At 53.9% G+C, this 19249-nt stretch carries 15 protein-coding genes; 5 read left to right on the top strand and 10 right to left on the bottom strand.

The window, feature by feature from the left end; genetic code table 11:
* Positions 1-61: 61 nt before the first annotated feature.
* The 8 genes from F8N36_RS08970 to F8N36_RS08935 all read right to left on the bottom strand — a co-directional run bounded on the left by F8N36_RS08970 (position 62) and on the right by F8N36_RS08935 (position 9459).
* Positions 62-1351 (bottom strand): MFS transporter, encoded by a 1290-nt coding sequence (locus F8N36_RS08970; RefSeq protein ID WP_291332455.1) that lies wholly within the window; start codon positions 1349-1351, stop codon positions 62-64.
* Between the two features lie 202 nt (positions 1352-1553).
* Positions 1554-2768: a mandelate racemase/muconate lactonizing enzyme family protein gene (locus tag F8N36_RS08965; RefSeq protein ID WP_291332454.1), complete on the bottom strand. Its 1215-nt coding sequence runs from the start codon at positions 2766-2768 to the stop codon at positions 1554-1556.
* A gap of 87 nt (positions 2769-2855) precedes the next feature.
* Complete coding sequence (locus F8N36_RS08960) at positions 2856-4193, bottom strand: MFS transporter (RefSeq protein ID WP_291332453.1); 1338 nt, start codon at positions 4191-4193, stop codon at positions 2856-2858.
* Positions 4194-4272: 79 nt separating this feature from the next.
* Positions 4273-4986: a FadR/GntR family transcriptional regulator gene (locus F8N36_RS08955; RefSeq protein WP_291332452.1), complete on the bottom strand. Its 714-nt coding sequence runs from the start codon at positions 4984-4986 to the stop codon at positions 4273-4275.
* 463 nt (positions 4987-5449) lie between these two features.
* Complete coding sequence (gene gcvH / locus F8N36_RS08950) at positions 5450-5830, bottom strand: glycine cleavage system protein GcvH (RefSeq protein WP_291332451.1); 381 nt, start codon at positions 5828-5830, stop codon at positions 5450-5452.
* A 25-nt stretch (positions 5831-5855) separates the two neighbouring features.
* Positions 5856-7229, bottom strand: coding sequence for an FAD-dependent oxidoreductase (locus tag F8N36_RS08945; RefSeq protein ID WP_291332450.1), 1374 nt, complete (start codon positions 7227-7229; stop codon positions 5856-5858).
* Positions 7230-7239: 10 nt separating this feature from the next.
* Positions 7240-8061: a glutaredoxin family protein gene (locus F8N36_RS08940; RefSeq protein WP_291332449.1), complete on the bottom strand. Its 822-nt coding sequence runs from the start codon at positions 8059-8061 to the stop codon at positions 7240-7242.
* Between the two features lie 63 nt (positions 8062-8124).
* Positions 8125-9459, bottom strand: coding sequence for an MFS transporter (locus F8N36_RS08935; protein WP_291332448.1), 1335 nt, complete (start codon positions 9457-9459; stop codon positions 8125-8127).
* Positions 9460-9789: 330 nt separating this feature from the next.
* Between F8N36_RS08935 and F8N36_RS08930 the strand changes: the two genes are divergently transcribed.
* Positions 9790-11322 carry an outer membrane homotrimeric porin gene (locus F8N36_RS08930; protein WP_291332447.1) on the top strand — a complete coding sequence of 511 codons (1533 nt, stop codon included), beginning with the start codon at positions 9790-9792 and terminating at the stop codon, positions 11320-11322.
* 322 nt (positions 11323-11644) lie between these two features.
* On the opposite strand, the gene F8N36_RS08925 is transcribed toward F8N36_RS08930, so the two are convergent.
* Entirely contained in the window at positions 11645-13093 is a 1449-nt protein-coding gene (locus F8N36_RS08925) for an aryl-sulfate sulfotransferase (protein ID WP_291332446.1), read from the bottom strand.
* A 404-nt stretch (positions 13094-13497) separates the two neighbouring features.
* Here F8N36_RS08925 and F8N36_RS08920 point away from each other — a divergent pair, with 404 nt between their 5' ends.
* Positions 13498-14058: a Crp/Fnr family transcriptional regulator gene (locus F8N36_RS08920; RefSeq protein WP_291332445.1), complete on the top strand. Its 561-nt coding sequence runs from the start codon at positions 13498-13500 to the stop codon at positions 14056-14058.
* A 145-nt stretch (positions 14059-14203) separates the two neighbouring features.
* Here F8N36_RS08920 and F8N36_RS08915 read toward each other — a convergent pair whose 3' ends face one another.
* Positions 14204-15085, bottom strand: coding sequence for an AraC family transcriptional regulator (locus F8N36_RS08915; protein ID WP_291332444.1), 882 nt, complete (start codon positions 15083-15085; stop codon positions 14204-14206).
* A 225-nt stretch (positions 15086-15310) separates the two neighbouring features.
* On the opposite strand from F8N36_RS08915, the gene F8N36_RS08910 reads away from it, so the two are divergent.
* The 3 genes from F8N36_RS08910 to F8N36_RS08900 all read left to right on the top strand — a co-directional run bounded on the left by F8N36_RS08910 (position 15311) and on the right by F8N36_RS08900 (position 19128).
* Complete coding sequence (locus F8N36_RS08910; RefSeq protein ID WP_291332443.1) at positions 15311-16363, top strand: alpha/beta hydrolase; 1053 nt, start codon at positions 15311-15313, stop codon at positions 16361-16363.
* A 409-nt stretch (positions 16364-16772) separates the two neighbouring features.
* Positions 16773-18386: a multicopper oxidase family protein gene (locus F8N36_RS08905; protein WP_291332442.1), complete on the top strand. Its 1614-nt coding sequence runs from the start codon at positions 16773-16775 to the stop codon at positions 18384-18386.
* 148 nt (positions 18387-18534) lie between these two features.
* Entirely contained in the window at positions 18535-19128 is a 594-nt protein-coding gene (locus tag F8N36_RS08900) for a periplasmic heavy metal sensor (RefSeq protein ID WP_291332441.1), read from the top strand.
* The last annotated feature ends 121 nt before the right edge of the window (positions 19129-19249 follow it).

Below are 19249 nucleotides of genomic sequence, written 5' to 3'. Positions count from 1 at the left end.
AGCGTGTAGCAAGGTTGGTCAGTGTCCCTTTATCCGTTTGCGCACATGAGGCCGCTGAGGGTTAGCGGCCCTTGATGGTCAGAATAAGCATGGCAATGCCGCCTACGCAGGCGCAGCCCACAAGGTACAGCAGGCCACCCACATAGCTGCCAGTGACAGAAATGAGGAAGCCGATGGCCAGAGGCGCAAGGGCAGAAAAACCATTGCCCACGCCGTTCATGACGCCTGCAGCCGTGGAAATGCCCCGGGCGGGAACGATATCCTGCATCAGGGTCCATGCGGTGGGGCCGCCAAGACCAATCGACCCGATGCCGATGGCAAGGAATATGGCAGAGGTCATGTTGTCTTCGGCATTGGCACCAAAGTACACGCCCACAGCAACGCCAATCATTGCCACCAGAATGATGGGAGCGCGGCGGCCCATTTTGTCGGCCAGAATGCCCGACATGATCTTGGTTACCACGCCGAGAATCCACGGCAGGGATGAGAGAGCGCCCATGGCGGCCCAGGAGAAACCACGCGCTTCTTTAAGATATGAGGGCAGCCAGGTCATGGAACCCCACAGAACCGAGGTGTGCACAATATAGTACACAACAATGAGCCAGAACTGATAGTTGCCGGCAAAAGACTTGAGGCCCTCGGCAAAGGTGGCCTTGCCGACGGTCTGAGCCGATTTTTCCGCTGCCAGGCCGTTTTCGATGTGTTCCAGCTCGGCCTTGTTTATGCGCTTGTTGGTCTGAGGGGTGTCTGAGGTGTGGAACCAGACGAGATAAAGGGGGATCAAGCCCATACAGAGCAGGACAAAGAAGCTTTCACGCCAGCCAGAAACGTGGATAATCCAGGTAAAAAAGGGCATGGCGATGGCAGGCGCAAGGGCCATGCCTGTTTGCCATACGGCGTTGGCCTTGCCGCGCTCAGTTGGGGGAAACCATTCCTTGATAAATTTGCTTTGCATGGGAAAGTGCATGCCTTCACCCAGGCCAAGCAGCACGCGTGACGCAAGCATGATGGTAAACACGCTTGCAAGCCCGCCGATGACCAACGAAATGCCCCACATCAAAATGGAAAGCGACATGGCCTTGCGGGGTCCAAGAATATCACCCAGCGGGCTCAGCACCACGTTGCCCACTCCGTAGGCCGCCAGGAAAAGGGTCATCAGAAGGCCCTTTTGCACTGAATCACCCTCAATTCCCATGATTTTGAGAAATTCAGGGTCAACCACAAGAATGGATACGTTGACGCGGTCAATGTACGAAAAAAACACAACTGCCAGCAAGATTGCTGCAAGAAGGTGGCGTTGGCGCGTTGGTTTTTCTTCCTGAACGGCTTCTTTATCGATAGCGATTGACATAAAAACCCCTTTCAAAACGTGTACATCAATGAACAGCAGACGTGCCTGGCGGTAACTGGATCAAAAAAGAGTGTTGCCGTTCATATGAAATTTGTCTGTGTATATTGGCTATGGCTGCCGGGGTAACCGGAAAACCCCTCGCTGGCTGTAAGTTCGCGTGTGCTCTGCGGAGCCTTTGCGGCTCCGCAGAAACTCCGTGCCACTACATGTATTTTTTGGCGCGAGTAACGGTAACGATGTTGCACTTCTTGATAGTTTCGGGCGTCAATTCTTGGCCGATACCGGGCTTGTCCGGCACAGCGTAGCGGCCGTTGACGGGCTGGTAGTCATACAGGCAGGTTTCGCGGCTTTCGGGGTTGAGGGCGCGCTGATGGTGCTCGTGGATGATGAAGTTGGGGATGACCGCTTCAATCTGCAGGGCTGCCGCCTTGGAGATGGGGCTGCCGCAAACATGGATCTGCACGGCGCAGTCGTAGGTGTGGGCCATGTCGCAGATTTTTTTGGCTTCTGTGAGGCCGCCGCACAGGCAGATATCGGGCTGGATAACGTGCAGGGCCCGCTTTTCGAGGAAAGGCCTGTATCCATAGCGGGTGTAAATGCGTTCGCCAGAAGCGATGGGAATGTTAACCTTGTTTTTGATTTCAACCATGGATTCCACGTTGAGGGGGTGGCAGGGTTCCTCGTAGTAGAAAATGCGCAGGTCTTCGAGAGCGCGGCCAATCTGGATGGCGGAAATCGTATCGGTGTTGGAGTGGTTTTCAATGATGATGTCGAGATCATCGCCGCCAGCCTTGCGCATGGCCGCAATGCGGTCGTAAACCGTTTTGATGACCTTGTGCTCGAGGGGGCCGGTTATTTTCCAGGGACCCTTGCCGTCGGGTTGGTTACTGAAAATCAGCGGGTCAACCTTGATGGAGTCGTAACCCTCGGCCATGGCAACGCGCGTAACTTCCGCGTATTCTTCGGGTTCAATGAGCCGCTGCTTGCTGAGGTTGTTGCCCCAGTTGAACTGCAGCTGGCTGGCGTAGGTGCGCAGGTTGTCGTTGGTCTTGCCGCCCATGAGCTGCCAAACCGGCAGGCCAAGCGCCTTGCCCTTGATGTCCCACAGGGCAATGTCAATGCCGCTCATGGCAGCGCTTACAACCGTGCCGCCGCCCATACCCCAGAAGGTGGTGCGGAAAATCATTTCCCATATGCGTTCGATCTGCATGGGGTCTTCGCCCATGATCACTTCGGCAAAGTCCTGCACCATGCCCATGCCAGCGCGCCAGCCCTTGCCGTAAGCAAGGCCCACTTCGCCAAAGCCGCTGATGCCTTCATCCGTGTTGATACGCACGATAACCGGGCACCAGTCGCCGCGTGAGGCGCCCGCATTGCCGCTGGGAACCTGCATTACGTCTACGCTAACAATCTTCATGGCAAACATCCTTTCTCACCAAGGTGAGGTAATATGTTAAAAGCCCAACAAGACGTCTATTATATGCTCCAATAGCATTTTAAGCGTTTATATGCGTTTGTGTTCATTAAATTTGTAAATTGAAATGCATCCAATAAACAGGCCAGCGGCAGCGGTAATAAATATCATTTTGTATGCGTCATGCCCATAACTTCCGTCACTACCACGACCATAACTGTTAAGGATTATGCCAAGTGTGTATTGATAAAATGCAGCACCAAATGCAAGTAGCATATTAAGTGTGCCAATTGCTGTTCCTGAAAATGCAGAATGTGCAATTTCTTTGGCACAGGCAAAGCAGGATACAAAGAATCCGCCAGAAATACCGAAGTAGAAGAACAGACAGTAAAGCCCAAGAGGGGGAATCTGATCTGTAAAAAAGATAAATGGAATATACGCCAGCAGATGCAGAAAGCTGCCATAGAGCAGCACCAGACGGCGCGAGCGTAGCACTTTGTCCGAGAGGTAACCGCTGAGGGGGCAACCCACGGTCATGCCTATGGGAAAGAACATGAGCACGGAAGCTGCGCCCTGACGTGACAGGCCGTATACATCCTGAAGGTAAGGCCCAGCCCAAAGCGCACCCACACCCATGAATGTGCCGTAATACATGAATGAAAGTATGCTCAGAAGATAAAAATTCCTTGTGGATAACAACTGGAGCAGGGCAGCCATTACCGAAGGCTGCGGCTCTGTGTTCGACATTGCCTCGGGTGCTACGGCTTCAACAGGGCTGAAGCCCAGCTCAGTGGGCGAGTTGCGTATGAGAATATACGAAATTACGGCCACAATGACCGTGTACCAGCCGAGCCCCTCAAAAGTTGAGCGCCAGCCAAAGCCGCCAATAAGTACAACCAGCGGCGCGGTGGAAAGCAGCGCGCCGACATTGCCAACGGCCAGCAATGCTCCGGAGCAGGTGGCCAGCTCATTTTTTTTGTACCAGTCCGAGAATATTTTCATGGCTGCTATGTACACAGAGCTGACGCCAAAGCCGATCATGGAGCGGGCGGCTCCAAGCAGGGGAACAGAAGAAGAAACGGCAAACAGTATTGTTCCGGCTGCGGCAATGCCAAGGCAGAAGGTAATTGTCTTGCGCGCTCCGATGGCGTCGGTCAGCAGGCCAGAAGGCAGACAGGCAACTGCATAGGCCCAGAAGTACATGGAGCCGATGAACCCCAGATCGGTAGGCGAAATATTCAGATCATCCATCAAAACCGGGCCGACCACTGCCGAGGATGATCTGTGAAAATACGAGACCACATAGCTTAACGAAATGACCACAAAGATCAGCATTCGGTAGCGGTGCATCTTGTCATTGCGCGAAGAAGTGGCAGCGGTAGCGCAAGAATTGGAATTCTGGAATTCCAATTTTGACAGATTATTCATGATCTTGCTCCTATGAATGCGGTCTTGGAATGCTGGAATTCCAGCAACGGTTTAAAAAAATGGCGCTGTAAACGCCAGATTAATGATGGGTTGGCAGCACCCGCAAGTGTTCGCGCATGAGCATGGCGGCCTTTTCGCTGTCTCGGTCAATGACAGCCTGCAAAATTTCGCGGTGCTGCTGCACAGCAAGGGAAAGCTGGGCAGGGTCGCGCAGTGTTTCCTGCCGCGAACTTTTAAGCATTTCGCGCAGAAAATCGTTGACCTTGACCAGTATGTCGTTGTGAGAAGCCTTGACCAGTTCCTCGTGAAAGCTCAGTGAGGCCTGTGCCGCGCTTTTGCCGTGTACAATTCGTGCTTCCATCTCGGCCAGGGCAGCGGTGGCCCGTGTGATGTCTTCGTCCGTGCGGCGTTGGGCGGCCAGGGTTGCAGCCTGAACTTCAATGCCCTCGCGGGCTTCCTGAATGTCTGTTATGTCGTTTTGTTCAGACATAACCATAAAGCCGATGCACTTGATAATGTGGTGCAGGTTGATGCTTTTGACGCAAAAACCCTTGCCTCGAATAAAACGCACAACACCCAGAAATTCAAGAATTTTGAGCGCCTGCGTGACGGGCATGCGGCTTACGTCAAACAGGGCGGCAATTTCCCTCTCTGAGGGAAGGTATTCGCCTTCTTTGATATAGCCTTTTAAAATCCACAGGCGGATCTTTTCAAGAACCTGAATATAAAGAACATTGGAGTTCTCATCCGAGCCCTTGTTCAGCTTGCGGCAATCTTCGGGAATAGTGACCATGCACCTGACCTTTTTTTTCAACGTAGAGTGTCAGGGCGGGTTCGTCAAGCGGAATCTCAGAATACTGGAATTCCAGTTTGTAAATTTATTGGTGCAATATACTGATTTTAAAACAATAAAAATTTGATACTCTCGTGTCCTGGCGAAAGTGGTGATCTTGCCCTTTGGATTCATGCTTGCTGAACAGTATATCAACCAAGGCAGTTTTGCCTGTTTGGGGCTAGTGGTGTGATCAGCGAGTTTGCGTAAAAGTATCTGAATCCTGCAAAGCCCGCGCACTGGAAATCGGGCGGTTCAATCGGCAGAGCGAGGTCTGCGCTATAACTGCCACCACAGGGTGCCCAGCCCATAACACGCCATGTCCCCCGTACCAGTTCTGGCCCGGGGGACATGGCTTCATGCTGCGTAGCCCCGAAGGGCAATTCTTCGGGGCTACCAGTGGGGGAGTCTGCCTTTGATGCTGTTAGCTGGACACCGCCTGGGCATATTCCTCGGCTGTAATGCAGCCACCTTCATCCGGTGCCGTGGGTTGCACCTTTATCAGCCATCCCTGGGTGTAGGGATCGTTGTTGAGCAGTTCTGGTGCGTCGGCAAGGGCCTCGTTAATGGCCGTAACCTGCCCGGAGATGGGCATGATGGCCTCGCTGGTAACCTTTACGGATTCAATGGAAGCACACGATTCGCCCTGCCGGAAGCTGACCCCGACAGCGGGAAGATCCACAAAGATCACCCCGCCAAGCTGGTCCTGCGCAAAGTCGGTAATACCAATGATGCAGGTTCCGTCCGGCTGGCTTTGCGCCCACAGATGTTCCGCATGGTATTTTCTGTCGTGAGGAAAATTCACCTTGATCTCCTTGGCGGTTGCCGGGCTAGTTTTGTTCCACACGCGCTCTGGGAGCCAGAATGGACATGGACACAATTTCATCCAGTGTGGGGTGGGCAAACATGATTTCATGCAGGTTTTGTTCTGTGTAGCCTTCCTTGATCAGCAGAAGGGCAACCATCACAAGGTGCGACACGCCAGCGCCTACCGCGGCAATGCCTGCAATACGGCCATCACTCCACACTGTTTTGACAAAACCGGCTGTTCCGCCGCTTGCTTGGGCAATTGGATTGAGGGACAAGGCCGCCTGCGAGACTTTCACGTTTTTACCCTCACGCAACAGGGTATCTGCCGTCTGCCCCACGCGCATGACTTCCATGCCGCCGTATACGCATGAAGGCACCGGCCCGGACTGGTATTCCTCAGGGCGCTGGCCAAGAATGCGTTCGGCCACATACGCCCCCTGATGCTCCGCAGCATGCGCCAGCAGTACACGCCCGTTGACATCGCCCACGGCGTAGATATTGGGCGCGGCTTCAAGAAAGGTATCCGTTTCAACATAGCCGCGTTTGTTGAGCTTGCAGCCAAGCTGCTCGGCCTGCAGTCCGCCGGTGTTGGGCGTGCGGCCCACAGCCACCAGTGCCTTGGCGGCGGTAATGACTGTGCCGTCATCAAGGGTAAGCTGGGCCTGTCCGTTGACCGTGCGCAAATCCTTGGCGCGCGCACCTTCGTGACAGGTGATGCCGTTTTTCTGCAGAGCGCGGCGCAATTCGGCCGCCACATCTGCATCTTCAAGCGGGGCGATGTGGGGCGCGGCTTCCACAATGGTGACCTTGCTGCCCATTGCCGAGAAAAAGTCACCAAGTTCAAGGCCGATAGCCCCTGCGCCGATGATAACCAGGCTTTCGGGCACAGATGCGATGCCCAGCAGGTCGGTGCTGTCCAGCACGCAGTCATGATCGGGCGTCAGACCGGGAAAGGAAGCCGATGAAGACCCGCAGGCAAGAATAACGTGTTGTGCCTTGATATCTGTATGGCCGTCTGCTGCATGAACCCGGATTGTGCCCGGCGCGATGGCTTCTCCCCGACCGGAAAAAAGCATCACGCCCAGGCTGGCAAGGCTTTTGCCAAGAGTCTGGCTTGTGCCCTTTGTAAAGCGGCTCACACGCGTTTGCAGGGCTGCAAAGTCAACGGCAATTTCACCCTTGGCCACGCGGATTCTTTGCTGGGCGTGCAGAAGTGCCAGCGGGGCAACCGCGCCCAGCAGCATCTTGGTGGGTATGCAGCCGCAGTTAAGGCAGGTGCCGCCAAGATGGTTTTTTTCCACAAGGGCAACGCTCTTGCCCGCCCGCGCCAGAATGCGCGCAGCTGTTGTTCCGCCGGGGCCGCCACCGAGAATGATTGTATCAAAGGACTGCATGTGCGGCCTCCTATTTAACGATGTCGGCTTTGAACATGTGCTGACGCGATGCCGACCGGTAGACAAGAAGGTTTTGCTCCGGCAACGACTCAAGCCCGCGCATGTCCCAAACCGAATCTGCCGCAACGGCTGTGATGCTGTAGGGCAGGGTGGGCTGGCCGCAAGCCTCTGCCACCAGCCTGGCTGCCGCTGCGGCATCTTCCCTTTGTGGCCACTGCCAGCCGTCGCCAGAGGGAAGCGGCATGGCCAGAAAGCGCACCACGCCGTCGGGCGTAGCCTGAACAAGGGATATGGTTTTTGCCAGTTCTTCCCTGCTTGGCGCTCCGCCAAAAATTTTTGTGCACGTCTCGTGGCCGCCCACCATGTTGCAGATCACGTGCACGTCCTTGATCTTCAGCAGTTTTTCCAGCAGGTCCGGCTTGCGGCCATCAGTTTGCAGCCATACCTGCAACCCGCCAGCGGCCAGACGGTTTACCAGTATCTCAAAGTTGTCTTCCTGCCCTGCGGGGCATTGCGAAGGGTAAAGGCCAGCGATCTTGCCATGGAGCATGTCGCTGCGGGTTACGCAGCGCTCAAGCGTGTGGCCGGAAAGCAGGTAGGCAATGACTTCGCCGGATCCCTGCTTGATAACCTCGCCATCAGAAAACAGGGGAAATTCCACCCCTTCGGGATTGCGGTAAATGGCCTTGCGGTTCGCGCGGTAAAACGTGTTGAATTCCTGCGCGTCAGCCTTGAAATCTATGGTGTCGTATGCCAACCCGCGCTCGGCAAGAAAGGCTTTGACGATCTTGCAGCGTATGCAGTCTGGCGCCGTATAAAGGGTTATGCCCATGTGAGTCCTCCTGTGACGAAACGCTCAAATGCGGATGTTAAAAATTCCTGTCATGAAGAGTGGTTAGGCAATGTCTTCAAGCGACTTGCCACCCGTGCGCGCGCCCCAAACGGCCACAATAATGGCAGGGATGACGCACAGCAGGCTGAAAATGTAAAACACTCCGTCAAAGCTGTATGCTGCATAGACAACAGGAATGAGAGGTTGTGAGAAGGCAACGGCCAGACGCCCCACAGAGGAATGGAAGCCAGTGGCGGTATTGCGCAGGTGAGTGGGGTAGGATTCTGCCGTGTAGGAAAAGATGGTGAAACCAACGCCCATGACAAAGGCCGTAAGCACGGCGCCGATAAGCACCAGAACCCAGTACTGGCTTACATTGCCAAAGATGGGCGCCAGCACCGCCATGACAAGCAGCATGATGACGATGGGAATTTTGCGACCGCCCATATCAGTAAAGGCGCTGGAGGCAAACAGGCCGAGCGGCACACCAATGGAAATGAGCGTGGTCGCCATAAGGGTGTCTTCAAGCGGGAAGCCGTGCGCCTTGAGCAGGGTGGCTGTCCAGTTGGTGACCACAAAGGTGGCGGGGTTGGTGCAAACCACCAGCAAAAAGATGACGATAGTGCGCTTGAGATATTTGGAGCTGCACATGCCAAGCAGCACATCCTTGAGCGGGGGCTTGGTGGTCAGGCATTTGCTGGCAGCTTCTGCAAGGTCAACATCCCTGCCGGTAAGGTCTTTCATGACGGCTTCGGCTTCTGCAATGCGGCCCCGGGCCACCAGCCAGCGAGGTGATTCATCAAGATAGCGCCAGGCGATGGCAAGGGCGATGTAGCCCACGCCGCCCATATAGAAAATGTAGCGCCAGGCTTCTTCGTGCAGGGGAATAATCAGGCGGCACAGCATGCCTATGACCGGCACGGCGCAAAAACCAACACCAGCTATCATGTTTTGCCATTTGCCGCGGCTTTCGGCCGGGGCCATTTCTGCAATATACGCCTGTGAACACACCATGAGGCAGAACACGCCAAAGCCGGTCAGGGCTCGAGACGCCACAAATACGGGAAAGCTGTTGGTGAGGCCGTTGATGATGGAGGCTGTGGAAAACAGAGTAATGGCAATGAGAAAGGTTTTGCGACGCCCGATGATATCCGAAATAAATCCGCCGACAAATCCGCCCAGGGTCATGGATGCAAAATACCAGAAGGTTACAGTGCCAATGTCCTTCATGGTCAGACCCCAGTTGTGCATCAGTGCCGGGGCGATAAAGCCAAAGTTCCAGTTATCCATCTGCTCGCAAAAGTAGGCGACCATTATGATAAAGAACACAGCCTTATGGCGTGCTGTTACTGCAAGGCCGTCAAAGTAGTTATTGCTGATGCGCGGCGAATCCTGCATTGCGCCTCTCCTTTTCATTGTCTGCCATTTTGCATTTTTTGTGAAAAAAATCATCCACTGCCTATCCTGGTTCAAAAACCTAGGGCAGCAGGAGTTTTAGCGACGTTGTTTCGGCAACGTTTTCTGAATATTTTTTTCACATTCAAAAAAATATGTTTTAAATTGGCATATTATATGCGTGTTGAGGCGTTTTGTGCTGTCTTTGTGAAAAAATAAACTTTTTTCAAAAAACGTTGTTGCGGCAACGGTGCGGGGCTTGGGAAAGCGCCAATACAGAGCATTAGCGGAAGAGGTTTCTGTTTGGTTGCACCAACTTGCACAGGAGGAGTGATGAAAGCTGTTCGCGACAACGTATTGGGAATGTTGCTTGCCGGGGGCCTGCTGTTATCGCCGCAGGCGGCAAACGCGGTTGACTTCAAGATCAAGGGGGCATTTGACGTAAGCTTTGAAATGTCCAACGTGCTGCCCCGGGGCGTTAAGGGCAACGATACCTTTGGCGCCATTGAACGTTTGCGTACGCAGATCGACGCCGTTGCCAGCGAAAACGTGTCTGGCAGCCTGATGTTTACCGTGGGTACAGGAACAATGAACTGGGGGCGGGCTGGCGACGGCGCGGCCCTTGGGGCAGACAGCACAAAAAACCTTGGTGTACGCCACGCCTATATTGACTGGCTAGTTCCCCAAACGGACGTGAAGGTGCGCATGGGCATGCAGCCGCAGCTGCTGCCCGGCTATGTCACCGACTGGAGTGCGGTTTACGGCCATTATTCCACCGGCATTACCGTCAGCACTCCCTTGGTGACCAGCGGTAATTACAAGATCGGACTCACAAGCTTTTGGGCGCGGCCCTTCAACGACAATTCTGAAATCACGCAAAACGGTCAGACGCAGAAAAATTACCTCGACAACCTCGATCTGTTCGCGCTGACATTGCCCATAACCGGCAATGGCATGAAAATAACCCCCTGGGGCATGTACGGCCTTATCGGCGAAAACAGCCTGCGTGGCATCAATACCAATACCGATCAGCGCGAACCTGCCATTTACGCCCCGCGCGGCGGGCTTATGCCTGTGCTCGGCAGCGGGGGCAACTACTTCAGCACGTTTGAAAAAAACTATCGCAACGCAAACAACACCTGGGGTAACGGCTTCTGGGGCGGTTTGACCTCTGACTTCACGGCCATTGAGCCCTTTGATATCGCTGCCGAGTTCACTTATGGCCGCGTGGATATGGGCGAAATCAAGAATTACACCCAATTCAGTTCCAGCGGTCAGGCCAGGACCTTTGATCTGGTGCGCCAGGGTTGGTATGCGGCCTTGCGGGTTGACTACAAATGCAACTGGGGTACGCCCGGCGTTACCGCCTGGTATGGCAGCGGCGACGACAGCAACCCCTATAACGGTTCGGAACGCCTGCCCGTGTTCAACACACCCTGGCCGGTCACGCCCCTGGGCTTTGGCGGCGGATTTTTTGATCTCAATACCTGGAAGGTGCTGGGGCACAACCCCGGCGGCATGGCTGGTATCGTGGGCTCCATCAAGGACGTAAGCTTTATCAACGACCTTACCCACACCTTCAAGCTTGCGTATTTTCATGGCACCAACAGTGCTGAAATGCCCCGCAAGGCCAATATGACAAGCTATCCCAGCCGGGCCGACGGCCCCATGGCCTATCTCACCACCACCGACCATGCCTGGGAAGGCAGCGTTTCAAACACCTACAAGATTTACGACAACCTGCTGATGAATGTCGAAGCCGCATATGTGAACCTGCATCTCGACGGCAGCACGTGGCGCGGGGTAGAGGATTCGCAGTATCGTGATAACTGGCGGGTTTCCCTAACCTTCCGTTATATGTTCTGATTCTTGCAGGCCCTTGGGGCTTAACTGGCGGGGGAGTGCGCTCCCCCGCCTTTTTTATGCGCCAGAACCTATGCACCAGAATCAGGGGCGTATCACATCCCTGCATCCTGACCTCGTTCTGGCCATGCGGGGCATTGCCAGAACAGCAAGCGTGTTCCTGTGCCGATTCCCCTTGCGAATACCGCATGTGGTGGCGTTGCGTCGCATTGGGGTCATTCTTGGGCATTCAGGGGTTGCTGCTTGCAGCGGGGAACCGCCTGCATAAAAACAGGGGCCCCGTTCAAAGACGGAGCCCCCGAAGGAAGGTATGGCGAACAGGCTGTTACTCGGTAGCGGCCACGCAGTGGCCTGCGCCGCTGTAGTAGCCGATGGTTCCTTCAACCTTTACTTCAGACATGGGGCCAAAGGGCGCCGCGCCGGGCACGCGGAAGGTTTTGACTTCCAGGGGTTCAATGGCCTTTTCTTCCGGCACGTCCGCCTGGGGCACCCAGGAGTAGGGCAGGCGGTAAGCGCGGTACACCCAGTTCATGGGCAGGCTGATATGCCCCTTGTAAGGGCAGATGTATTCCCACACGATTTCGTGCTCGGCGGTGACTTCAAACACGCGGCCGTCAGAACCTTCGCAGATCAGCGTGTTGCCGTTGGGCAAACGCTGGGCAGAGCTGATGAAGGGGCTGTAAAAACGGCTGGCGTCCAGAGGCACAAGGAAGCCTGCTTCGTGCGGTGTATACTGCCACACAATCTTGCGGGCCACGGGGTCTATTTCCAGCACGCGCGAGTAGTCGCGCTGTGCGGCCTTGACGCCCTTGGGCGCGCCGGGGTTGGGGTTGCCATAGCCACCCCAGCCGCCATTGTCATACACAAGAATATTGCCTTCACCGGGCAAACCACGGGGAATCATATGCGCGTGGTGCTGGCCGATGATCCAGCCGATGGCCTTGTCTTCGGGGCTGCGGTCATAATCGGGGCCGAGCTGCCAAACAATCTTGCCGGTTTTTTTGTCCAGAATCAGAATGATGTTGGTTTCGCGCCCGTCAATGATGATGTTGTCGGGGTGGAAGCGGGAATCGCCAGCCTCAAACCATTTGTTGGGTCCAAGGGTGGACATGGAGTTGACGTGCATCCAGTCGCCCACGCCGGGGGCGTCTTCCATGAGCGTGCCGCCACGATAGTTGGGGTCGCGGCACATGGCATTGAGCGCAGCTTCGGTGAAGCCCATTTCTTCCACGTGGTCAGAGCAGTTCCATTCCCATACAATGTCGCCGTCCCACGTTACTTCGTAGATAACGTCGTCAACCAGCGTTTTGTCGCTGATATAGGGCTGAACAGTGTTTTTGTGGCAGAGCACAAGGGTGTTGCCGGAGTCAATCTTGGGTTCCTGACCGGGTGCGTAATAGCCCGTAGAACTGCCTTCTCGCTGAAAATCGTGGTGCTGGCGTGCCATCCACTGGCTCTTCTGGCCGGGGTCTTCGACAAATTCGGCGCGGTCGAACTTCCACACAATCTTTCCGTCCCAGTCGATCTGCACAAGGTCAAGCTGGTCCTGCAGGCCATGCTTGGGGTGCCGGGTGCCGGTGCTGCCCATAAGCATACCGCCGGGGAACATCTTGTTGGGAAAACCGTGTACGTCTTTCCACATGCGGATTTCGTGGCCGTTCATGCCAAGAAGCAATGCACCGTTGTCCGGTGCCTGAATGATGGTGAATCCGCTCCAGGCTTTTTCCGGATTATATACCGTAACGCCTGTGGGATAGATAGTCGGGTGTCCCATGACAACCTCCTTGGGTTGGCTGAATGTGCTTACATTGAACCGTTGATGGCTTTCCGGCAAGCCGTGCAACAACACGCAATGCCTTAGTGAAAGTCTCAAGGTGGTTGGCCGATGGCCTTGGCCGTTTGACCGTTTCCGCAGAAATGCTGCCACAAGCTAAATGGTCAAAACGTTGTCCTTGCAACATAATTCACAAAAAGGGTACGGTAATTCTGAAAACACATTATGGAATGCTGGCCGGGTACCGACCTGAATCCGAACATCAGCGGTGAACTCACCATTTCTGGGGGGCTGACGTGTCATTTACTGAACTGCTCAGACAGAATGAGTGTTGGCGAAGCGTGGCGCTCACAAAGCCGCGCCTGTTTCGTAAAGGCTACAAATTTTATGACAGTCAGCCAGAAATGTATTTTCTGGTCAGTGGCAGGGTTCGCCTTATGGCTCTGGCCCCTGATGGAAGTGAAAAAACGCTCTGGTACCTTGGCGATGGCTCATGCTTTAATGAAACGCCGATGTTCATGGAAGACGAAAAGCACATGGCTTTCGGGCAGAATGAAGTGCGATTTTTTCATGAATGTGCTGAAGACTGCTATATCTGCACGTTTACAAGAGATGACGTCTATCGCCTGGGAATGGAAAAACCAGAGCTGTTTTATAACCTATGCAAAAGTTACAGTGTTAAGGTTACATTGCTGTCGCGGAACTCTGTTTCCCTGAGCATAGAGTCGCAGCTCACACGCATCTGCAAATTTTTGGCATCGCGCATTGTGCCGGGCTCAAACCCGCTCTGTGCCAAGCGCGATATTTCTTACCGTGATATGGCTGATCTGCTGGGCATGCACCGCATAACCCTCTATAAGGTCATGCGGCAGGCGCAGTCACGCGGGCTGTTCTCTTTTGACAAGAACAGCGACGAAATCTTTATTCTCAGGCAGGATGAGTTTTACAGGGAAGCGCGCATGTAGGCTGCCAGCAGGCTTGTGCAGGGGCCAGCAGCATGTGCCCGCCCCGTGGTTCGCTGGCGTATGTGGATGCGATAAATACCCGGGCGACGGCTGTCGGGCTGGGGTTGCCCGCGTATTCAGCACTGCCATGTGCATCGGCGTAGAATCATGCGGTATGGATTCCACGCTTTAGATCTGCCGGACTTTGACCAAAATAGCGCTTGAATTCACGGCTAAACTGAGAGGGGCTTTCATAGCCCACTTCCGTTGCGGCCAGACAGGCCGTCATCCTTTTTTGAATGATCAGATCCTTGGCGCGTGTCAGCCTGATTTTTTTCAGATACTGCAGTGGTGAATCTGCCGTGATCTCTTTGAATGCCTTGTGAAAAGACGAGATGCTCATATTTGCCTTTGTTGCGAGCAGCTGAACGTCTATCTTGTCTGAAAAGTTTTCCTCCATGATGCTTAACACCTGAGCAACCTGTGTGAAAACGCTGCTTCCGCGTACCAGCGAGTAGAGCATGGACGCCTGACTACCGCACAATGCCCTGTAATATATTTCTTTAATAAGCCCTGGAACCAGAATTCTGGTTTCACGGTCTGAGCGCAGAGCCTTGAGCAGCTTGACGGCTGCGTCCCTCATGTCGTCATCCAGCATGGAAGGTCCCATGGCAAGGAGGGTTTCTTCTTCAGCTAAATCGTCATCAAGCCTCATTCCCATCTGGCTAATCATCAGGTTTGGCTGTGCTATATCTATATCAATATACAATCCGAGCAGAGGTTCACTTTCTGTGGCGAATGATTCGCATTCAACCGGCATGACCACAGATGTCACCAGGTAGTTGTTCGCATCATACCTGAATGACACATCACCCACGTGGCCAACCTTATATCCCGATGCAACTATGCAGATCCCTGGGTTGTACAGCAGGGGGCGGCAACGGACATGCCGGGATTCCTTGAAAAATCTTACGCCAGCATATTTTGACTCCACAGCGCCTCCATCAACGGTGGCAAGTTCGCTCAACAGTTCGACCATGGTAGACATTGTGCTAACCTCCAGATTTTGGTCGTTTTTGACATGAATTTTGATCGAACTTCAATATGATGGCGTTTAAAAAAGAGAAATGGGCAATCTTTAGAGAGAAATATGCCTTCAGCGCGGTCTTCCAAAGTCATAGTAACAGGCAACAGGTCTGCAGTTTGTTAGCCTGTCTGCGTTTTTATGCACAAACAGTGTGCCGAACGCCACCATGATTGAAAGGAGACTGTAATGATAGCCTTGTTAAAGAAAGTTGTTGTGATGTGTGCTGCAGGGTTGGCTTGTGGATTTGTCAGTGTCGCCCACGCTATGGACAAGCCGGCTGATGCTGACAACTTTTATAAAAGCACGAATGTAAAAATGCAGAAGGTGGGTTTTAAAAACCAGTATGACATGACTGTTGCCGGTAACCTATTTTTGCCTGCCAATGTAAAAAAAGACGAGCAGCTTCCCGCAATAGTTGTGGGGCATCCCATGGGGGCGGTTAAGGAACAGAGCGCAACCCTTTACGCAACAAAGATGGCAGAATTGGGGTTTGTCACACTGGCCATCGATCTTTCATTTTGGGGCGAAAGTGAGGGACAACCCAGAAATGCGGTTTCACCCGACATATATGCAGAAGATTTTAGCGCAGCCGTTGACTATCTTGGCACCCGGCCCTTTGTGAATCGAGAAAAAATTGGCGTGATTGGCATTTGCGGCAGCGGCGGCTTTGCAATCAGCGCTGCGAAGATTGATCCGCGCCTCAAGGCTGTTGCCACAATCAGCATGTACGACATGGGCGGAGCAAACCGTAATGCCCTCAGACATTCTCTGACTCTGGAACAGAGAAAACAGATACTTGAGGAGGCGGCAGCGCAGCGCTATCAGGAGTTTTCCGGCAAGCCCGCAAAGTACACAAGCGGCACAGTCGACGAGCTGAAAGCCGATGCACACCCCATTGAACGCGAGTTTTACGAATTTTACCGCACCCCCCGTGGGGAGTATACCCCCAAGGGGTCTTCACGCCTGCTCACGACACATCCTACGCTGACCAGCAACGTTAAATTCATGAATTTTTATCCCTTCAATGACATGGAAACCATTTCTCCCCGCCCCTTGCTGTTTATCGCGGGTGAGGATGCGCATTCCATTGAATTTAGCGAAGAAGCGTACAATCTGGCGGCAGAGCCCAAGGAGTTGTTTATTGTGCCGGGAGCAGGTCATGTTGACTTGTACGACCGGGTTTCGCTCATCCCCTTTGGCAAGCTGAACGACTTTTTTGCAAAGGCCCTTGGCAAATGATCGTAATTGCGTGTTTACATGCCTAATCCAGCAAGGCTCTCTGGAAAATCCAGGGGGCCATTTTTTTAGGGGCTGGATTTTCTGCTTTTTGTCATATTTTGTAATCGTAGTATCTTGTCATAAACTGCATCATGATGATTTTATTATACAAGAGAGCATTCAGTCTCCTTTTTTGAGGCCGTACCATCCGCAATATGCGCCAGCCTTACACACGCTTTGTGTAAATACATCAAAAAAGAAAGCACATAAAAAATTATCAGCATACTTGTCACCATGACATGTCTATACTAGTCTTAAACCAGCTTTTTGTCTCATCGGTTGTACTCAAGGTTGCATGGATAACCATTCTGAGAGGTGCCAGATGCAGCAAAGCCGCAGAGATTTCATTTCTCTTTCAACCCGGGCACTCATGCTCGCCATTGGGGCCGATCTTGGCCTGTTTGCACTGCCTCAAGCCGCAACCGGCAACTTCGGCTCTGCCCGGTTACCTGTGCCGGGCAGGCAAGGTCTGTTTGGTCTGCTGACCCCCGAAGGAAAGCTCACCCTTACGGCTGCGGAGGTTAAAGGAGCCCTGCCAGCCACAGGCGCGCCCATGCTTGTCTATTCGGCCAGGCATAAAGGAGAGGCGTACCTGAATCCTGTTCTTGTGCTGCGCAAGGGGCAACCTTTTGAAGCAACGCTTGTAAACAGTCTGCAAGAGCCCACCATAATTCACTGGCATGGCGTAGATTGCCCCTGGAAGCAGGCAGGGCATCCATCATACGCCATTGGGCCAAACGGCAGTTATGAATACTCATTCCCCATCACCAACCGGGCCGGTACCTACTGGTATCATCCACACCCTCACGGCCTGACAGCAAAACAGGCCTACATGGGGTTGGCTTCCTTCTTCATAGTACGCGATGATGAGGAAGAAGCCCTTGCCAAAGAGCTTGATCTGCAGCTGGGCGAAACGGATATTCCCATGGTGATTCAGGACAAGCGCCTTACCCACCAGGGACTTCTTGATTATTCTCCATCAAGGGATGACCTGATGATGGGCTACCTGGGAGACACCATACTGGTCAACGGGCAGAGCAGCCCCACACTCAAAACTTCTACGCGACTGTACCGCTTCCGCCTGCTCAATGGATCAACCGCACGCATTTACAACCTTTCGTTTGTTGCAGACGGCAGGCAGCTTCCCTTCCTGCTGATCGGCAACGATGGGGGCTTTCTGCCTGCGCCGCAGCAGACTGACGGCCTGTTTCTTGCGCCGGGAGAACGTGCGGACGTGCTGCTGGACATGAGCTCGCTTGCCCCGGGGCAGGAAGTATTTCTCCAGAACATGCCTTTTGATTCCATGCACAATGAAGGCGACATGATGGGAATGGGCGGCATGATGAACATGGGGCATGCCGTGGGTGGCGCCTCCATGAATCACGCTCAGGGTGGTGAAGGTCACGTCATGAGCGCGGGTGGACATGGCGGCGGCCACGGAACGCATGGTGTGCTGGAAGAAGGCGTCAGTTACCCCATTGCGCGGCTGTTGGTTGATAGGGCAGTGGTGTATACCAGAAAACCGCCAACGCGTTTGCCCGACATGCCCGAGCCGCCCTCCGGAGGGCTGGAGCGCCCCATCAGCCTGGCAATGCGTCACATGGGGGGCTGGACCATTAATGACCTGACCTTTGATATGGATAGTGCCCCCATCGTTGTTAACAGGCGTGGGCCGGAAATCTGGCATATCAGCAATGCCAAGGCCAGCATGCCTCACCCCATGCATCTTCATGGGTACTTTTACCGGGTGCAGCAAAGAAGCGGCAGCCCCGAACAGGTTAAAAAGCGGGCTGTGGATGCTCAAGGGCGGCTGGCTACGGACCTCGGCTACAAGGATACCGTACTGGTCTGGCCCGGCGAGACTGTTTCTGTGAGCATAGATTTTTCACGCCCGCAATATCCGGGAGAGCAGTTATTCCTCTTCCATTGCCATAACCTTGAACACGAAGATCAAGGCATGATGCTTAATGTCAGGGTGGTCTAACCCACCAGCGAGCCCCTGCTTGGCTCGATGGCGGCAGGCAGATCCAGTATCTGCACACTGAGGACTGGACATTTCATATCAATTGGCTATGTAATAGAAGTGGATTTAAAAGCAGTCGCGCAAACACCCCCCAACACGGAGAGGTATCATGAAATCTTCAAAAATTATTCTTCCCATCCTTTTGGCCGCCACAATGATTGGCACCGCTGTCTATTCAACAACAGCGGCAGCCATGGACGGCAAAATGGGGATGGGAGGTTGCGGCATGATGGGTGGTTCTGAAATGGGCCCCATGATGCCGCATATGGGAATGGGGGCAATCCCCCCCGGTATGGTAAAGCATGTCAAAGGTCAGCTGAAGCCCGAACAGATGGCCCCGTTTGACGCGGCCCTCAAGGATTACAGCAAAAAACTTGATCCCCTTCAGCAGGCCCTGTTTGTAAAACATGAGGAACTGAAAGCCCTGCAGCATGCGGCAAACCCCGATGTGAAGGCTGTAAGCAAGACTGCCACCGAGCTTGCGCAGCTTGTCAGCAAAATCAAGTCAGAGCGTGAAGCCTTTGAAGACAAGATCACAAAAGATTTTGGCATCAAAGACCTGCACGGCGGTATGATGGGCGGCATGATGGGCGGCGGTATGATGGGCGGCGGTATGATGGGCGGTATGAAGCATGATGCCATGGGCCAGACTCCTCCGGCTGCAGACCCGGCTCCCACCGGGCATGAAGGGCACAAGCAGTAACTGGTGCGGTACAAACCGAACTCTTGTGGTGGTAACGTCTGACAGGACGCAAACAACCATTGCGGGCATGGCAAAAGCGCAAGCCCGAAAAAATCAGCTGAATACAGTCAGGGGCGCGCGC

The organism is Desulfovibrio sp. (assembly GCF_009712225.1).
Classification (GTDB): Bacteria; Desulfobacterota; Desulfovibrionia; order Desulfovibrionales; family Desulfovibrionaceae; genus Desulfovibrio.
The sequence above is the reverse complement of the archived record's forward strand: the minus strand, read 5'-3'. Positions and strand labels throughout refer to the sequence as shown.